The 17,302-nt window shown below is 70.1% G+C and carries 16 protein-coding genes and 1 tRNA gene; 9 read left to right on the forward strand and 8 right to left on the reverse strand.

Annotated elements, in window-relative coordinates:
• Positions 1–27: 27 nt before the first annotated feature.
• Positions 28–258, reverse strand: coding sequence for a hypothetical protein (locus OWR29_RS08260; RefSeq protein WP_267561959.1), 231 nt, complete (start codon positions 256–258; stop codon positions 28–30).
• Positions 259–338: 80 nt separating this feature from the next.
• Here OWR29_RS08260 and OWR29_RS08265 point away from each other — a divergent pair, with 80 nt between their 5' ends.
• On the forward strand, positions 339–608 hold the full coding sequence (locus OWR29_RS08265) for a hypothetical protein (RefSeq protein WP_267561960.1): 270 nt from the start codon (positions 339–341) through the stop codon (positions 606–608).
• Positions 609–1,000: 392 nt separating this feature from the next.
• Here OWR29_RS08265 and OWR29_RS08270 read toward each other — a convergent pair whose 3' ends face one another.
• Positions 1,001–1,945 carry an NADP-dependent oxidoreductase gene (locus tag OWR29_RS08270; protein ID WP_267561961.1) on the reverse strand — a complete coding sequence of 315 codons (945 nt, stop codon included), beginning with the start codon at positions 1,943–1,945 and terminating at the stop codon, positions 1,001–1,003.
• An 87-nt stretch (positions 1,946–2,032) separates the two neighbouring features.
• Between OWR29_RS08270 and OWR29_RS08275 the strand changes: the two genes are divergently transcribed.
• Entirely contained in the window at positions 2,033–2,620 is a 588-nt protein-coding gene (locus OWR29_RS08275; RefSeq protein WP_267561962.1) for a TetR/AcrR family transcriptional regulator, read from the forward strand.
• Positions 2,621–2,761: 141 nt separating this feature from the next.
• Here OWR29_RS08275 and OWR29_RS08280 read toward each other — a convergent pair whose 3' ends face one another.
• Positions 2,762–3,421, reverse strand: a complete 660-nt coding sequence (locus OWR29_RS08280) for an enoyl-CoA hydratase/isomerase family protein (RefSeq protein WP_267561963.1) — start codon at positions 3,419–3,421, stop codon at positions 2,762–2,764.
• 107 nt (positions 3,422–3,528) lie between these two features.
• On the opposite strand from OWR29_RS08280, the gene cmk reads away from it, so the two are divergent.
• The 7 genes from cmk to OWR29_RS08315 all read left to right on the forward strand — a co-directional run bounded on the left by cmk (position 3,529) and on the right by OWR29_RS08315 (position 8,646).
• Positions 3,529–4,209, forward strand: a complete 681-nt coding sequence (gene cmk / locus OWR29_RS08285; RefSeq protein WP_267561964.1) for a (d)CMP kinase — start codon at positions 3,529–3,531, stop codon at positions 4,207–4,209.
• The gene (gene der / locus OWR29_RS08290) at positions 4,206–5,603 is read left to right on the forward strand and encodes a ribosome biogenesis GTPase Der (RefSeq protein ID WP_438872564.1); all 1,398 of its coding nucleotides are present in this window, start codon (positions 4,206–4,208) and stop codon (positions 5,601–5,603) included. Before cmk ends, der begins: the two co-directional genes overlap by 4 nt.
• A gap of 50 nt (positions 5,604–5,653) precedes the next feature.
• Positions 5,654–5,730: transfer RNA gene (locus OWR29_RS08295), tRNA-Pro, on the forward strand.
• Between the two features lie 219 nt (positions 5,731–5,949).
• Positions 5,950–6,849: a hypothetical protein gene (locus OWR29_RS08300; protein WP_267561965.1), complete on the forward strand. Its 900-nt coding sequence runs from the start codon at positions 5,950–5,952 to the stop codon at positions 6,847–6,849.
• Positions 6,850–7,047: 198 nt separating this feature from the next.
• Positions 7,048–7,329 (forward strand): sigma factor-like helix-turn-helix DNA-binding protein, encoded by a 282-nt coding sequence (locus OWR29_RS08305; RefSeq protein ID WP_267561966.1) that lies wholly within the window; start codon positions 7,048–7,050, stop codon positions 7,327–7,329.
• The gene (locus tag OWR29_RS08310) at positions 7,326–8,138 is read left to right on the forward strand and encodes a hypothetical protein (RefSeq protein WP_267561967.1); all 813 of its coding nucleotides are present in this window, start codon (positions 7,326–7,328) and stop codon (positions 8,136–8,138) included. Before OWR29_RS08305 ends, OWR29_RS08310 begins: the two co-directional genes overlap by 4 nt.
• Positions 8,139–8,241: 103 nt before the next feature.
• Positions 8,242–8,646 carry a PPOX class F420-dependent oxidoreductase gene (locus tag OWR29_RS08315; RefSeq protein WP_267561968.1) on the forward strand — a complete coding sequence of 135 codons (405 nt, stop codon included), beginning with the start codon at positions 8,242–8,244 and terminating at the stop codon, positions 8,644–8,646.
• Positions 8,647–8,685: 39 nt separating this feature from the next.
• Here OWR29_RS08315 and OWR29_RS08320 read toward each other — a convergent pair whose 3' ends face one another.
• The 5 genes from OWR29_RS08320 to OWR29_RS48010 form a co-directional block, all read right to left on the reverse strand.
• On the reverse strand, positions 8,686–11,163 hold the full coding sequence (locus OWR29_RS08320; RefSeq protein ID WP_267561969.1) for a putative bifunctional diguanylate cyclase/phosphodiesterase: 2,478 nt from the start codon (positions 11,161–11,163) through the stop codon (positions 8,686–8,688).
• A gap of 82 nt (positions 11,164–11,245) precedes the next feature.
• Positions 11,246–12,745 carry a S8 family serine peptidase gene (locus OWR29_RS08325; RefSeq protein ID WP_267561970.1) on the reverse strand — a complete coding sequence of 500 codons (1,500 nt, stop codon included), beginning with the start codon at positions 12,743–12,745 and terminating at the stop codon, positions 11,246–11,248.
• Between the two features lie 93 nt (positions 12,746–12,838).
• Positions 12,839–13,324: a DUF1269 domain-containing protein gene (locus tag OWR29_RS08330; RefSeq protein ID WP_267561971.1), complete on the reverse strand. Its 486-nt coding sequence runs from the start codon at positions 13,322–13,324 to the stop codon at positions 12,839–12,841.
• A gap of 55 nt (positions 13,325–13,379) precedes the next feature.
• Complete coding sequence (locus OWR29_RS08335) at positions 13,380–14,429, reverse strand: AI-2E family transporter (protein ID WP_267561972.1); 1,050 nt, start codon at positions 14,427–14,429, stop codon at positions 13,380–13,382.
• Positions 14,430–14,534: 105 nt separating this feature from the next.
• A complete protein-coding gene (locus OWR29_RS48010) occupies positions 14,535–17,135 on the reverse strand; it encodes a helix-turn-helix transcriptional regulator (RefSeq protein WP_324291229.1) in 2,601 nt (866 codons plus the stop codon).
• Between the last annotated feature and the right edge of the window lie 167 nt (positions 17,136–17,302).

The raw sequence follows: 17,302 nt of genomic DNA on the forward strand, positions 1-17,302 counted from the left end.
CCCCTTGCTTGTTTTGTGGAGTGGCCGTCAGTCGGGCCGGTAGGACGGGTCGTCACCGGCGGTGCGGCGGGTGTCGTAGCCGGCGCGGTGCACCTCCGAGGGCTGCGGGCCGTCGCCGGTGGTGCCGCGCTTGTCCTCCGGCGCCAGGTCGCCCTGGTCGTCGGCGGAAGGCTCCTGCAGGGAGTGGCCGGGCGGTCGCAGCGAAGCCTCGTACGCCGAAGTGCCGTCCGGCTCGTCGGTCGGGTTTCTGTCCGTCATGTCCTCGGGTATTCCCGAGTCGCCCGCGAGCAAACAGGTGTGATCACCGCCGTACGGGGCACCCCGGCCACGTGAATGCGGTGGCGGCATCGAGCGAGTGGATCGGGCCGGACGGGGTGCGGCAGCCCGGCGGCGAGGTCCACGCGTGGCGCCCGGGCACCAACCAGACCGTGTGCGGGCTGGCGCTGAGCCGCAGCCGGCTGCGGCGCTTCCCGCACGTGCCGTTCGACTTCCGCGCCACCGACGTGATCACGTCGGAAGACCAAGTGCGATACATCTGCTCGCGCTGCGTCGCGGCCACCTCGCGCCGAGGCGAACGAAGCTGGACCCGGATCTCGCCCCGGCCATGACCGTGAGTCCGCCGAGGGCCGGCCGGAGACCGGGCCACGGGCGGCGAGGGCGGGGGCCAGGTGCTGGGCCAGTGCCAGGCTGGGCCACAGTCTTGTGCACGGGCCGGTTTCCGGAGGCTCTTCGTCCAGCAGAGGCAGCAAGATGTGGCCGGTGCTGACGGAACGCTGCTGCAGGCGCAACGCCTGGGCCGCAGTGTCGCGCGGGGCCGCGACGTAGTGCCGTGCCAAAGCGCCGCCCGGACCGCAGCGCCAGGCTGCGCCACAGAGCCGCGCTGAGCCGTGGTGCCGCGCTGAGCCACGGCGCTGCCCTGCGCCACGGCACCGCGCTGAGCCACAGTGCCGGGCTCGGCCACAGTGCGGGCTGATCCGGAGATGTGGTTACGCGCGGCGGCTTAGAGCGTGATCACCAGCTTTCCGACTGTGTGGTTGTGGGCGAAGCTGGTCAGTGCCTGGACGGCGTCGCTCAGTGGGTAGGTGGCGGTGACCGTCGGGGTGAGGGTGGCGACCTCGGCCATGCCGCCGAACTGGCCGTCGAGGTCCAGCACCAGCTTGAACCGGATGTCGGAGCGGGCGATCATCTCGGGGCGCGGGGGCGGGAACGTGATGGTGAAGAGCCGGCCGCCGGGACGGATGGCGGCCGCCGCCCGCTGCAGCCGGTCGGTGGGCAGCACCAGGTTGAGCCCCACATCAATGGCGGCGGGGTATTCGTCGTCGTAGCCGATGACCGTTCTGGCGCCCAGCTTGTGGAGCAGGTCTTCGTCGGCGTGGTGGCCGGTGGCCACGATAGTGACGCCGGCCTGGCTGAGCAGGGGCAGGATCGTGGTGCCGACACCGCCGGTGGCGCCGATGACCAGGGCGGTCTCGCCCGCCTGGGGTGCGGCGGTGGCCATGAGCGCGCGAGCGGTGAGCCCCACCGTCGGCAGCGCGGCGGCGTCAGTGATCGACAGGCTCGCGGGGCGGTGCGCGATGAACGGGGTGGCCGCCTCGAACACGGCGTATTCGGCCAGCGTGCCTGTAGTGAGCGACGGGTGGGCGCCGGCCATCGCGGTCAGTGCCCGCGGCACGGCGTGGCCGAAAACCTCGTCGCCCGGCTGGTAGGCGGTGACACCCTCGCCCACGGCGGTCACCGTGCCGGCGAAGTCGTTGCCCGGCACGTGCGGGAACGTCAGAGGCGCCTGAGCCCGGTAGGCGCCGCTCGGGATGACGATGTCGCCCGGGTTGAGGGACGCGGCGGCGATGCGGACCTGGATCTGCCCTGGCCCAGGCTCAGGAATCGGCACATCGGCCAGCGCATAGCTTTCTGGTGGCCCGTAGTCGTTGACGACGATCGCCTGCATGGATGAGCCTCCCGAGCGCGGTAAGCGGACCGTGCGGTCACGTTATCCGTAACCGGACCGCGCGGTCAACTTGATATTCTCGGGACCGTGACACGTGAACGGCCGCTGCGCGCGGACGCCGCCCGCAACCGCGCCGCCCTGCTCGCGGCCGCGTCCGAGGCATTCGCGGCCCAGGGGCTCGACGCGTCGGTGGCCGATATCGCCCGGCGCGCCGGTATCGGCAAGGGCACAGTGTTCCGGCACTTCCCGACTAAGGACGACCTGCTCGCCGCCGTCGTGCTCGACCGGATCGACGTACTGGCCGAATTGGCACAGGAATTGCTGGGCGCGCCCGAACCGGGGGAGGCGTTGCTGCAGTTCATGGAGGCGGCGGCCGGTCAGCAGCGCCACCTCGATCTGTCGTTTCTGCGCGACGCGGCGGGTGTGAACGAAATGCTCGACGGCACCCGGTCAGAGCTCTTCACGGCTATTACCGCCCTGGTCGACCGCGCGAAAGAGGCCGGCGCCATCCGCTCCGACATCACCGGCATGGACGTGATCCTGCTGATGTGCGCGCCCAACCACGTGGTCACCTTCGTGCCCGACGCCCCGCCCGACCTGTGGCGCCGCTACCTCAGCATCATCTTCGACGGCCTCCGCCCGGAAGGCGCGCGCCCGTTGCCGGCGGTGAGCTGACCGCGCAACCCACCACCATCACGTGCGTGCGCTACGGCCGTAACCACCCACTCAGGCCGCAGCGCCAGCCGCCGGAGGCGGGGTGCGGGTTAATGCGGTTGTGTGAGGTGAGGTCGCGTACATCGGCAAGAGAAGTTGACCTTATTCGAGTGATTGCAGGGCCTTGATCACCGGCGTGTAGAGGCGGGTTTTGATCGTCTCGAGGATCGGGCCGGCCTTGCTGACCTGAGTCGCGGCGAGGCTGACGGCGGTGCTGAGAACGTCCGGCTCGGGCACGGCCTGGTCGACGATCTTTCTCTCGTACGCCTCATCGCCCCCGAAGCGGCGGGCTGTGACCATCGCCTCATGTGCCGTCTGCGGGTTCAGGCGAGCCTGGATGAGTGCGGACATTCCCGGCGTGAACGGAATGTTGATGTCCGCCTCGGGCAGGCACCAGAAGCCGCGGTCGGCCCGCATGATCCGCAGGTCGTGAGCCAGCGAGAGCATGGCGCCGGCGGCGAATGTGTGGCCCTGCAGCGCGGCGACGGTCACGCAGGGAAATGTGAGCACCCGGCTGAAAAGGGCTTGGACCCGTACGCCGTACGCGGTGTACTGCTCGGAATTTTGGCCGAGCCACTCCAGGTCGAGGCCGTTCGACCAGATCTTGCCGCGCGCCGACGTCACCAGAGCGTGCGGTCCGTCGGTCTTCGCGATCTCGTCGAGAGCGGCCTCGACCTCGGTCAGCCAGTCGGGGTGGAAGCGGTTCTCGCCGTCGCCGAGATCGAGGACGAAGACGGCGTCGTGGCGCTCGAGGGTGGGCATGACGGCTCCCTTCGCGTTACTCGCGGGTAACATACCCTAGTTCGTCGCTCGGCGGGGGTCCGGGCACAATGGGAGGGTTGGTCGGGCGGGCAAACTCAGGAGGAACGGTGGCAGAAGTTGTACGGCCGGAAAAGTGTGTGGTCGCGGTCGACGGCCCCTCCGGTTCCGGCAAGTCCACCGTGTCCCGGCGGCTCGCCACCCGGATCGACGGCGTCTACCTCGACACCGGCGCTATGTATCGGGCCGTGACCTGGGCCGTCCTGCAGGCCGAGGCCGACCTGAACGACCCCGACGCCATCGCGAAGATCGCGCTCGAGACCGAGCTGTCGATCGGCACCGACCCGGCCGCTCCGCATTTCGCCGCCAACGGGGTGAACGTCGACGCCCCGATCCGCGGCGCCGAGGTCACTCAGGCCGTCTCGGCCGTGGCGGCAGTTCCCTCCGTACGCAAGCATCTCGTCGCCCTGCAGCGGGCGATCATCGCCGGGCACCCCCGGATCATCGTCGAGGGCCGCGACATCGCCTCGGTCGTCGCGCCGGACGCCGACCTGAAGGTCTACCTGACTGCCTCCTCGGCGGCCCGTGCCGCCCGGCGCAGCTCCGAGGACGCGACCGACGTCAAGGCGACCGAGGCCGACCTGGCCCGCCGCGACAAGCTCGACTCGTCGCGCCAGGCCGACCCGCTGCGCCAGGCCGACGACGCCATCGAGGTCGACACTACCGGCATCGGCATCGACGAGGTCGTGACGTACCTTTTGAATCTTTTGAACAGCAAGGTGAGTTCGTGAGCGAGGCTCCTCTCTACGAGGTCGACTCCATCCCCGACGACGAGGAGCCGACCGGTCCCGTGCCGGTCGTCGCCGTCGTCGGCCGCCCCAACGTGGGCAAATCCACCCTGGTGAACCGCATCATCGGCCGGCGCCAGGCGGTTGTGGAGGACGTCCCCGGCGTCACCCGCGACCGCGTGCCTTATGACGCGCAGTGGAACGGACGCCGCTTCACCGTCGTCGACACCGGCGGCTGGGAGCCCGACGCCCGCGACCGCGCCGCCGCGATCGCCAACCAGGCCGAGATCGCCGTGCAGACCGCCGACGTGGTCGTGTTCGTCGTCGACGTGACGGTGGGCGCGACGGACGTGGACGAGGCCGCGGTCAAGATGCTGCGCCGCTCGCACAAGCCGGTCATCCTGGTCGCCAACAAGGCCGACAATCAGTCGCTCGAGATGGAAGCAGTCTCGCTGTGGTCCCTGGGCCTCGGCGAGCCGCACCCGATCTCCGCGCTGCACGGCCGCGGCTCCGGCGATCTGCTCGACGACATCCTGAACGCCCTGCCCGAGCCCCCGCCGATCGTCGAGGGCGGTCCGCGCGGCCCTCGCCGGGTGGCCCTGGTCGGCCGTCCCAACGTGGGCAAGAGCTCGCTGCTCAACCGCGTGTCCAAAGAGGAGCGTGCCGTCGTCGACTCGGTCGCCGGCACCACGGTCGACCCGGTCGACAGCCTGGTCGAGATGGACGGCGAGCTCTGGCAGTTCGTCGACACCGCGGGCCTGCGCAAAAGGGTCAACCAAGCTTCCGGTACGGAGTACTACGCCAGCCTCCGCACCGCCGGCGCGGTCGAGGCGGCCGAGGTCGCAGTGGTGCTGCTCGACTCGTCCGAAGTCATCTCGGAGCAGGACCAGCGAGTGCTCTCCCAGGTGGTCGAGGCCGGCCGCGCCCTGGTGATCGCCTTCAACAAGTGGGACCTGGTCGACGACGACCGCCGGAACTTCCTCGAGAAGGAAATCGAGCGGGAGCTGAAGCGCATCCCGTGGGCCATCCGAGTCAACATCTCAGCCAAGACAGGCCGAGCGGTCGACAAGCTGGCCCCCGCAATCCGCCGAGCCCTAGCCTCCTGGGAACAGCGCGTGCCCACCGGCGCCCTGAACCAGTGGTTGACGGCACTGACCCAAGCCACCCCGCACCCCGTACGAGGCGGCCGCGCCCCCAGAATTCTGTTCGCCACCCAGGCCGGCGTCGCCCCGCCGCGGTTCGTGCTCTTCACGACCGGCCCGCTGGACGCCGGCTACCAGCGTTTCGTCGAACGCAAGCTCCGCGAGGAGTTCGGCTTCGAGGGTTCCCCCATCGAGGTCTCGGTCAAGCCCCGCAAGAAGACCGGCCCGGGGGGTCGCGGAAAGGCCCACGGGTAGGGCTTGCTAGTCTGTACAGGTTGCCGCGCGGTGCAAGTGCCGGGCGGCGGCGGGCTGTAGCGCAGCTTGGTAGCGCACTTGACTGGGGGTCAAGGGGTCGCAGGTTCAAATCCTGTCAGCCCGACCATAATTCAACAGGTCAGGGCCGGTGTCGCGAATCGCGGACCGGTCCTTTCCCGTCTCTGGGGTCGCCGTGGGGAGAATCCTGGGAGACGGTTTTGCACCGAGCAGCGCATCGAGCACGGGAACAAGCCGGCGCTGGGCGCACGCGCCCGATGAGCCTGGCCAGCATGGGCCGGCTCCGGCGGGCGCCCCGGCCGCGACGATGACCATTACAGTCGCATGCGTGAGCGCAGATCAGGGTCTTGTCCGGGTGTCCGATTCGTTCGGCGTACGCCGTACCCGCGTCGGATCGATCCTCGCGGATGACGGGACGAACTATCAGGTCAGGTGGGATGACACCGATGAGGAAGAGCTTGTCCCACGGGGCGCCGGCGTTCACGTCGCGACGAGGGGTTCGCTGCGTTTCCTGGCTTTGTCCGACTCCCGGCTGTTCCACGCCGTCTTCGCCCAAGAGCCCCTCGCGGTGGTTCTCCACCTGTTGGCCGAGTCGTCGGTCCCGCTGAATGTGCGAGAGATCCGGGAGCGTCTGGCCGAGCTCGGTCTGCGGAACGAGACCTGGGCCCGGCACGGGCCCCGCGCGCTGGCGGTTCTGCCCAAGTGGCCAAATGTCGTCCGACGGCAGAAGGGCGACACCCTGGCCTACGCCTGGGTGGGGGACGACCTTCCCGAACTCCCGTCAGAGGCCCAGCCCGAACCGGAGCCGGCACCTACGCCCGCGCCTGTGTCGAAGCCCGCTCCTTCTCCCGCCAAGCCGATCGCGGCTGCGACACCGGCCGAACCGGCGGTGCCGTCCGCCGAGCGCCTTCGGCGCCAGATGAGCGCCGCGCGGAGCATCGGCGAGGTCGCTCGCCTGCTCACGCTCCCGAGAGAGTTCGTGGCTGAGTTGTCACCGGAGGTGGTCGCCTCCGCGCTCCGCCGGGTCGCCGCCGAGGATCGGCTGGTCGCGGGCTGGCTCGACGCCCTGACCTCCTCCGGGCCGATCGGTGCGCTGACCGAGGAACTGGCGACGGCCCGGGCGGCGAACGCCGCACTCCAGAGCCGGGTCGATGAGCTGGAGGAGTGGTGGACGGCCCTCGAGCAGAGCACCGATCCGGGCGCCGCAACCCGTCAGCCGGGTGGCTGAAGAGTGCCTTTGCGTTCCGTCTTGGAGGAACGTCCGCGCTCCGTGACCCCCGAGCCCCAGGTAACTACTTGTGTGTCGATGCAGGCTGACGAGCCGCGGCGCAGGGGTGTGCCGGCCGTTTGAAGTTGTGGGTCCGACGTGTCAACCGGATGGCCTGCCCGCGTATCTGTAGTACGGACACGAGGGCGGGGAGAGAAGTTGAGTGACGACCGGAGCGAACTGGCGGTCCTGTACGAACGGGACTACGCCCGCCTGGTCAGGTTCGCCGCGCTTAGCTCGGGGGCTTACGTGATGCGGTCCGTGATCAACGGCTGCTGGGGACTGCCGCAGCGCCAGCGGGAGGTCATGTTTCTGCGGTACTACCTCGATCAGTCCGAGGAAGGGATCGCGCGGGCCATGGGCATCAGTCGCGGTGCCGTGAAGACCCACGCGGCTCGGGCCGCTGGGAATCTCCGCTCGCTGCTGGAGGGGGACCAATGAAGCAGGTCGACGGCGAGCTGAGCGCGGCCGAGGAGCAGCATTTGCGGTCGAGCATCCACCACCGGGCGGACGCGATCGAGCTCAGCGGTGACGGATGGCAGCGCATCGCGGAGCGGACCCGAGGGCGGAAGGCCGGGGTGGGGAGGCGTTTCCTCGTGCCGGCCACAGCGGCGCTGGGAGTGATTCTCGCGGTGGTCGCCGGGGTGACGGTGCGTCGCTCGGACAGCAACCTACCCACTGTCGCGCCGCAGCAGGGCGCGATCATCTGGCCGCAGGACCTGGTGGGCGGAAAGGGGGAAACGGGGCCGGCGACCGGTGATCCGGGGCCGACGGCCGAGCGTTTCCTCGACGAACTCGGCGTCCCCACTTCCGACCTCACCTTTGCGGCCGAGCGGGACAGCAGTGACGGGGCGCGGCTGGTCAAGGTCACCACCCGGGACGGGAGCGTGCTCGGCACGGTCAGTCTGCGCTGGGATGCCGGCGGCGGGGCTTGGGGCGTACAGGCAATGCAGTCGCCGCGCACCACAGTGCGCAACCCCGAGCCGAACGGTGCGGTCAACCCGCCGCTGTCTGTAGCGTTCCGGACGGACGCCGATGGCACGGCTCGGGTACGTCTGCTGGATGCCCGCAACTCCAAGGAGCTGACCACGTGGTCGGAGGGCGTCGACTCGGACGTGGACTGGCAGGCGAACGCGAACTTCACGAGGGAGACGAAACCGTTTCCCGGCTATCTGGTGCTGACCGTCCGGGACGACGGCGGGCGATTCACGAGTGTCGTCGTGATGCCGTTGACGATCGGAGCGAGTTGAGCGGTTGACGGTGTCCGGTGCGTGTCGGCGCCGGACTGGAGGATGTATGGATTGCCGGCCGGTCGAAACCCCACTCGCTCTACATGCGATGTAGGTTGAGGCCGTGGCTTCCGGAGGCAATGTCATTCCTGACGGACTCGTCGATCTGCTCGAACGGCCGCTGATCGCCAACCTCGCGACCATCCGCTCGGACGGCGCACCTCAGGTCAACCCGATGTGGTTCGCCTGGGACGGCGAGTTCATCCGCTTCACGCACACGAACTTCCGCCGCAAGTACCGCAACATCGCGGCCAATCCGGCCGTGGCCATCTCCATCGTCGACCCCGACGACCCGTACCGCTACATCGAGGTGCGCGGCGTCGTCGAGCGCATCGACGCCGACCCGGCCGGCGCCTTCTTCGTCGAGTTGGCTGAGCGTTACGACGCACCCTTCGGCACGAGCGCCCCGACCGACGCCCCGCAGCGGGTCATCTTCGTGGTCCGCCCCCAGGCTGTCGGCAAGCGTTAGGCGCACGGCTCCAGGCGGCACGTTGCGGCCGGGACCGGCTCAGTGGTGGTGGCCGGTGAGTGTGAGGCTGGCCGCCCGGGCAGCCGTCCACGACTCCAGCCAGGCGAGGAAGTCTTCCTGGGGCAGGGGGCGGGCCACGTAGTAGCCCTGGATCGCGTCGCAGCCCAGGTCGCGTATGTGGTCGAACTCGGCGCGGGTTTCCACGCCCTCGACGACCACGTGCAGGCCCAGGGCGTGGCCCAGTTGCTGGGCGGCTGCGATCACCGCCTGTCGGGCGGGGTGGTGGGTGATGTCCTCGACGAAGCTCTTGTCGATTTTGAGCTCCTGCACCGGCAGCTCGGTCAGCCGGCTCAGCGACGACTGGCCGGTGCCGAAGTCGTCGACCGACAGCCGCACACCCAGGGCGCGCAGAGAGTGCAGGACCTGTACGCCGTGGGTCGGGTCGGCTATCAGCCCGCTCTCGGTGATTTCCAGGGTGAGGGCGGTGGCGGGGACGTCGTGGCGGCTCAGGGCGCGCTCGACCACGTCGACGATCAGCGTCTGGTCGGTGAGCATCTGGGGTGACAGGTTCACCGCCACCGACAGGGGGTGGCCGGCCCGCCGCCAGGACGCGCAGGCGGTCAGCGCCGAGTCGAGCACGTGTTCGGTCAGCGGGGCGATGAGGCCGGTGCGCTCGGCCAGCGGGATGAACTCGTCGGGGCGTACGGAACCATCGGCCCGCGTCCATCGGGCGAGCGCTTCGGCGCCGACCACCTGGCCGGTTGCCGGGTCGACCTTGGGTTGGTAGGCCACCCGTACGAGGTTCTGCTCGACGGCGATGCGCAGGTCGGTCAGCAGCGCCAGGCGCCGGGGCGTGTCCTGGTCGTCCTCGGGGCGGTAGACGTGCACGCCCGTGCGGGTCTGCTTGGCGACGTACATCGCGACATCGGCCCGCTGCAGCAGCCGGTCTGGGTCGGTGCCGTGCCGCGGCGCCAGGCAGACCCCGATGCTGGCCTGGGTGTGCAGGGCGAGACCGGCCACTGTGGTGGGGGCCTCGAGCGCCTCGTGCAGTTCGGCGGCCAGGGCGAGGACGCCGGCTTCCGAGGCGGCCGGAGTGATCAGGCCGAACTCGTCCCCGCCGAGGCGGGCCACCCGGGCCCGGTCGCCGAACCGGGCCTGCAGGCGGTGACCGATCTCGCGCAGCACGTCGTCGCCGATCGTGTGCCCGAGGGCGTCGTTGATGTCCTTGAACCGGTCGAGGTCGAGCAGGATGACGCCCACCTGCTGGGAGACGTCACGGTGCTCCCGCACCGCCTCGCCCAGGTCGGCGAGCAATTTGTGGCGGTTGGGCAGGCCGGTCAGGGCGTCGTGCCGGGCGCTGTGGCTGAGCTGCTGCACGAGCCGGGCGTTGGTCAGCGCGACGCTGGCGTGCCCGGCCATGGCTTCCAGCAGCCGCAGGTGGTCGCCGTCGAACGTCTCGATGTCGGGCAGGCTCCGCGTGACGGCCAGCACGGCGACGGTGTCGCCCAGGGGCACGGGCGCGGCCATCGCGTCGTCCGGGCCGCCCGGCCGCATGATCGGCTCGCCGCGGGCGGCGGGCTCCCACCACGCGTCCTCCGCGGCCTCGGTGCGCACCTCGAACGTCCGCTCGCCGGTGAGCGACATGCGCGTACGGCCGTGGTCGCCGGGCACGATCAGTTCCGCCGTCTCGGCCCGGGCCAGATCGCGGACCTGGCTCAGCACCTCGTGCGTGACCGCGGTGGCGTCGTGGGAACCGCTGACCGCGCGGGTGAAGCGGTAGAGAGCCTCGACCTGGGCATGCCCCTGGCTCTGCTGGGCGTACCGCCGGAAGACCAGGTAGACGGCGAAGGCCAGGATGCCGAGCAGCGCCGCGGCGGCGAGCTGGTCGCGGATCACGATCGCGGTGATCAGGCCGAGCGTGGTGGTGACGACCACCAGGGGGAGCTGGAGGATGTTGCGCAGGTCGGCGGTCAGCAGCCGGCGCCATTCCTCGGTGTCGTCGTGCAGGGCGATCACGGCGCTGATCAGGACGACGGAGATGAGGTCGGCGGCCAGCGTCGCGACGAAGCAACTCAGCCAGCCGCGCGGGCCGAGCGGATCGGCCGAGCCGGCCAGCAGGTGGAAGAGCAGAGCCGCGGCGGCGGCCTGAGTGCCGTACAGGGCGGTGTTGAAGGCCAGTTTGGTGCCGCGCTGACCGCCCAGCACGGTCAGGCCGGCGACGCCGCCGATCAGACGCACCAGCACCAGCGTGGCCGGGGCCATCGTGACCAGGCCGAGCACCAGCGGGATCTCGCTGAGGCTGATCGTGTGCGACCCGCGCCGCACCGGGAACGTCACGGTGAACCGCTCGGTGACGGCGAACAGCACCGCGACGGCGGCCAGCTGGACCAGGCTTTCCCCGCCCGCCCAGGGTTGGTGACGCAGCAGGACGGCCACGACGACGAGCGTGAAGAGCGTGAGGCCGGCCGTGAGCACGCCGGTGCGGCCGGCCGGGGACAGCCGCCGCACAGCCTTCATCGGCGGGTCTCCTTGTCGCTAGCCGGTCTCCTTCCCATCGGCAGCGGCCGGGACGGGATGAGCATCCCGTCCCGGCCGTGCGTCAGCTCCAGGAGGCCGACGACCAGTCGTCGCTCGACCAGGAGCGGCCCGACCACGACCCGGCCGTCCACGACCGGCCGGTCCAGCGGCGGCCGGCCCACGACGGGTCGCTCCACGCCGCCTTGGCGCTCCACGGCGTGCTGTCCGACCAGGCCGCCGCGGCCCAGGTGCGCGAGGCCCACGAGGTGCCCGTCCAGTCGTCACCGGCGACCCGGTTGCCCATCCACACGCCGCCCGCCCAGGCGCTGCCGGTCGCGCTGCGCGCCGCCCAGGTGGTGGTGGGCAGGTTGCCCCAGACGCTGCGCTGACCGGACAGCGGCGAGTTGTCCATCATCACGCGGCTGTCGCCGCGGGAGTTGTTGAGCGTGCCGGTGCCGTTGGAGGGCACCCAGACCTGGGCCGGGGTCGCGACAGTGGTGCGGGCGAGCGCGCCGTTCACGCTGATCTCCTGCAGCCCCAGGTTGGCGGCGACGCCGTTGGGCACCCGCACCGACCCCTTCACCAGCCAGTTCTTGATCTGGTCGGGAGTCGCCGACGGCCGCGCCTGCAGCAGCAGGGCCACCGCGGCCGAGGTGACGGCGGCGGCCTGCGAGGTGCCGCTGCCGCGGAACAGGGTGTCGCCCGAACGGGCCGCCGGATAGGCGGTGTCGATGTACGAGCCCGGGTCGCGCAGCGACAGGATGGAGACGCCGGGCGCGAGCACGTTGATCTGCTTGCCGCCGTTGCCCAGGTTGGTGAACGTGGTGAGCTTGTCGTCGGCCGGGCTGACGGTGCCGCTGGTGTCGGCCGCACCCACCGTGAGGATGTAGTCGTCCGACGCCGGGTTGGCCAGCGAACCCGCGTTGTTGCCGTCGTTGCCGGCCGCGGCGACCACGACGATGCCCGCCTGCCAGGCCTTCTCCACCGCGAATCCCAGAGGATCGTTCCAGGTGTTCGGGGTGCCGCCGGAGCCGTACGACAGGTTGATGACCTTGATCGGGTTGGCCGGGTCGTCGTTGCGGTGCTTGACGACCCAGTCCACGGCGGCGATGACCTGGGTGACGTCAACGGTGCCGTTGGCCGTGCCCACCTTGACCGAGGTGAGCTTGACGCCCGGCGCGAGCCCCTTGGTGCCGGTGGCGGTGTCGTTGCCGACGATGATGCCGGCCATGTGAGTGCCGTGCCCGAACGTGTCCAGGTAGCGCAGGTCGGGCGCCTGCGACTCGAGCGACAGGTCGGGGCCGTTGACGATCTGCGCCGCGGGCAGCCCGCTGACCGGGGCCACCCCGGTGTCAATCAGGGCTACGCCGACGCCTTTGCCGGTCAGCGTGGCCGCCGCGCCGGTGTCGGCCCCGATCATCGTACGAACCTGCTTGAGGGTCGTCGCCGGCACGGTGCCGGCCGACCCCAGCCAGCTCGCCCACCGGCTCGACGGCCCGGACGCGGCGGCGGGGACTGCCCCGCCGCCGATCGAACCGATCCCGATCGCCAGCACCATCGTCCAGGTGCTGCTTTTCCTCATCCGGCCCATTGGCCACCCCGCCGTCTCTCGATGCTGAGCGACTTCATCGGCCGGGTGCTGCAGACCTGAAGAACTTTTCTTGAAGCGGGACCGTCAGGATCCGGAAAGTTCCCCGGCCAGTTCCTTCTCGTCCTCCTCCGACAGCGAGGTCTGCAGAACCTCTCCGCCGTACGGCTTGAGCGCCGAGGCGAATTTGTCCTCGGTGATCTTGGTGGTCATGATGACAACGGCCGCGCGGCCCGGAGTCAGCATTCCCTGGACGCGTTCGCGGAACGAGGCGTCGATGCCGGACTTGCCCAGCTTGCCCATCAGCGCGCCCAAGGCGCCGCCGAAAATCAAGCCGCCGATCGGGGCCAGGAAGAGCAGGCCGATCAGCGTGCCCCAGAGCGCGCCGGACGTGGCGGAGCCGGAGACGACCTTTCCGGGGGTGTCCACGTGGCTCCGGCCTTTGTCGTCGACGGTCACGACGGCCAGGCCGGACAGGTCGACGATGTGGTCGTTCTGCAGTCGTTGCACCTCCTCGTAGGCCTTCACGGCGGTGTCGTGGTCCTGGTAGCCGAGGATGATGAGGTCGGACATGGCTTTCCTCTTCTCTACGGGTCGGTCGAAGTTCCGGCGAACGAAAGGCACGCCTTCACATCGTCGGCGCGTCGCCCGCGGCCCGGTTCCGCCGATTCGGTCGACCGCCGCCGTCCACGAAACCGGCCAGCCAGCGGGCCGACGGCACCGAGTCGATGAAGATCGCCTTCATCAGCAGGCTCAGCGGAATGGCCAGCACGGCGCCGAGCGGGCCCATGACCCAGGACCAGAACGCCACCGACGCCATGGTCACCGTCATGGACATGCCCACCGCGTCGCCCACCACTTTGGCCGGCACGATGGTGGTGATGATCGAGTTCAGGACGACGTAGACGACGATGACCAGCACCATGCTCTGCCAGCCCTGGGTGAGCAGCGCGAGCAGTGCGGGCGGCGCCAATCCGATCAGAAATCCGACGTACGGAATGAAGTTGCACGCCGCCGCCAGCAGACCCCACAGCAGCGCCAGCGGGATGCCCAGAATCAGCAGGAAAACAGTGTCGAGCAGCCCGACCACGATCGCGAACAGGCCGGTGATGGCGACGTAGCGACGGGTGTTGGCCACGAATCCGGCCAGGGCCCCGGCCAGCCGAGGGTGGTCCTCCCGCATCGCCGTGGAACGACGGCCGATGTGGGCCGACTCGACACCGACGAAGAGCAGAAGGCTGTAGACGAGGACGAGGCTGGTGGCCACGCCCAGCAGCGACGGAATGTGCGCCGTCAGCCAGCCCGCGGCCACCCGCAGGTCGAAGTCGCCGGTGATGGCGGCGATCTGCTCGGAGCCGACGCCGAGGCCGGCCAGCAGGTCGGCGAGGTCCTGAGTGGTGACTGCGGCTTCATCGACGTACGTAGGCAATACAGTGGCCAGGCGGGCGATCGAATAGACCACGATCGCCACGAGACCGAGAATGACGGCGAAGATCGAGAGGATCAGGCCGGCCAGCGCGATGATCGCCGGAACTCCCCGGCGGGCCAGTCCCGCGTACACCGGATGAACCAGAATGACGATCACCAGGGCGAACGCGGCCGGTGTGGCCAGCCAGGCCAGTTCCCGCAGGCCCAGCACCGTGATCACGATGCCGCTGAGCACCACGAACACGCTCACGGCACGCGGAACTTGCCCGGCGGGAGAGGCCACAGAGATCACCATTCCGTACGGCGGTGGTGCGCTGTTCCACCATTTCGGGGGAACCGGGGGTGGCGGCGCCGATCAGATGAGGCGTTCCCGGCGGGCCGTCGCGAGCGCCTCGCTGCGGCGAGAGGCGCCGAGCTTGGCGTACAGGCTGGAGACGTGGGTCTTGACGGTGCTCTCGGCGATGAAGTGAGCCGCGGCTATGTCGGCGTAGGTCGCGCCGCGCGCCAGCTCGGCCAGGACGTCTCGCTCTCGCCGTGTCAACGCCTGACGGCCGGCGTCGGCCCGGACCGGTTCGGCCCGCGAGCTCCGGGCCGAGAAGTAGTCGACGATGTCGGTGCCGCTGATTGCTGCCTGTACGACGGTGTTGAGCCAGGGTGAAGCGGTGTAGCCACTGAGCCGCAGCAGCATGTCGCTGATCGGCGTGCCGTGCCGCAACCACCCGAGAAACGGCAGAGCGTTGCGGCGCACCTCGGTCAGGGCGACGGCCTTCTCGAGGTCGTCCAGGGCGCCGGCGTTGTCGCCGAGCGAGTCGCGGAGCTGGGCCGCGCAGACCATCGCCACCGCGGCCACCGGAGGCTGCAGACAGGTGGCTTCCTGGGCCGCCGTGGAGAAATGCTGATACGCGGCTCGGCGATCGCCGTGGAGATCCGCCCGGAACGCCTGGACCAGGGCCGCCTCGCCGGCCGCCCCGAGCTGCTGGAGTGTGTGACCGATGCCGGTCAGGCGGTTGCTGTCGGCGGCCAGTGCGGCGAGCAGCGCCCGGTTCACCAGCAGCGCTCGTTGCAGGTGCAAAGGCAGGGCTCCGGCTGCGGTGACTATCTCGGTTTGTTCGAGGATCGGCATGGGCGGATCCAGTACGGCCGCCGCGTCCGCCACGGAGGCCCGGGTCAGAGCCAGGGCGACGCCCTCGATGGTCAGCCAGAACAGGGTGCACAGGTCGGCGGCCTGGATCGACGGCGGCGTCCGATCCGGCGAATTGATCAGCCACGGCGGCGCGCTCATCCTGCTCAGGCTCAGGGCGAGACCGGCTCGCGGTACGGAGAAGCGAACGGCCGGCTCGGGAAGCCCGGCCGCCGCGGCGAGAGCGACGTTCGCCACCTCGACGCCCGCCCGCTCCCGGCCCAGCATGTACTGGCTCAGCGCCAGGTGTGACGTGGCGGCCGCCTCGAGAGCGGGCAGGACATGGCTGCGGGACAGCGCGATCACGCTGCTCAGATGAACTTCGGCCTCGTCCAGGTCGCCGGTCCACATCTGCGTCACGGCGAGCTCGAGCAGCAGCAACGGAAGGCACTCCTGAGCCGCGGGCCGGCGCAGGACGTCGGCCACCAGCCGCCGGCCGTCCGCGACGGCGGCCGCGATGGACTCCTGGCCGAGCCGGGCCCGCATCAGCCGGAGGCACGCCCGTTGCACGCCGGCCGCGACGGAGTCGAGCGGCGGCCGGTCGAGGATCAAGTTCATCCAGTACCGCGCTCCGGCCACGTCGTCCCGGAGCCAGCATTCGACGGCCACGGTGAACCAGCAATCTTCGGCGGCCAGCACGGCTTCGCTGTGCCGCGCGACGAACGCCGCGATCTGTTCGCCTTCTCCGCGGAGCACCATCGACAGGCCCTCGGTGGCCAGCAGGTGAGCGGCGCCCTCGTGATCGCCGACGTGCTCGAGCCGCCCGAAGGCCCGCTCGTGGTCGTTGCGGGCGAGATCTAGCCGTACCGCCTGTCGTACCGCGGCGCGTGCCCTGTCCTCGTCGCTTCCCGGCCTGCTCAACCGCCGGTGGATGACTTCCTGAAGGACCGGGTGGACGCGGTACCGGGCCGGCTCGGCCGGGCCGCTGACCCGCTGAACCAGCAGCGCGGTGGCCTCCAACTGCTCGAGAGCTTCCGGGGCCGCGGCGTCCCGCGTCAGATGCTCGGCGAGGTCCGAGGTGACGACCTGTTCACCGGCGATGCACAACAGCAGATGTCGCTCGGTGTCGCTCAGGCCGGCGAAGGTCTCGTCGACGATCTGCCGCGCCGCTTCGGCCCGGCTGCCGTCGAGACCCGCGCGGGCGGCGCCGAGCGGGTCGGCCGCGGCGGCGACGTTCCGCGCGGTCAGCACGTGGACGGCGCACCAGCCCTGCGCCCTTTCCGCCACCGCCTCGGCCAGGTCGGCGGAGTCGATGCGCACGTGCGCGAGCGTCAAGGTGCGCGATTCGTCCGGGGTCAATCGGAGCACATCGCCGTGCAGGACGGCGAGATCGCCGAGCAGAGCCGGTACGAGGTGGTGCAGGGCCAGCGGCGTCCGCGACAACAGGAGCAGGTGCAGGCTGGCCGGATCATGGCGCAGCCGGTGATCGATGAGCAGCAACGCATCCGCGGGGAGCCGGTGCGCGTCGTCGATCACCACCAGCGCCGGCCTCGATCCGCCGGCCGCCGCGGCCGCGTCGAGCACATTCCGGAGAGTCGCGGCGCTGTAGCCCGCGTCGGCACAGATCCAGATGACCCCCGGCCGCGATGGCCTGTCCCGGCGCAGCCACCCGCTGACACCGACGGTCTTGCCGGCGCCGGCCGGGGCCACGAGCACGACGACGGCACTGTCGTGCACCTGCTCCAGCCGTTCCCACAAGCGACGGCGAGGCAGGTACGCGGCCGGCAGCGGCGGCGCCGGGCGAGTCAGCGAAAGCGGTAGTTGGGCGTGAATCATCCGAACCCCCTGGGTTGCGGACACGCCGGATGCTCAGCCGTGGCCAGCCTTGCTGCTGTCGTTCCCCCAGGTGCTACTGGCCGAGTCGGCGTCCGGTGCAACCTCCTCCTTCTTAGTCACAACTCGATCTCCTGTCAAAGAGTCATCGATTGATGGCTCAGCGTGGC

This window comes from Paractinoplanes pyxinae, from assembly GCF_026626335.1.
Classification (GTDB): domain Bacteria; phylum Actinomycetota; class Actinomycetes; order Mycobacteriales; family Micromonosporaceae; genus Actinoplanes; species Actinoplanes pyxinae.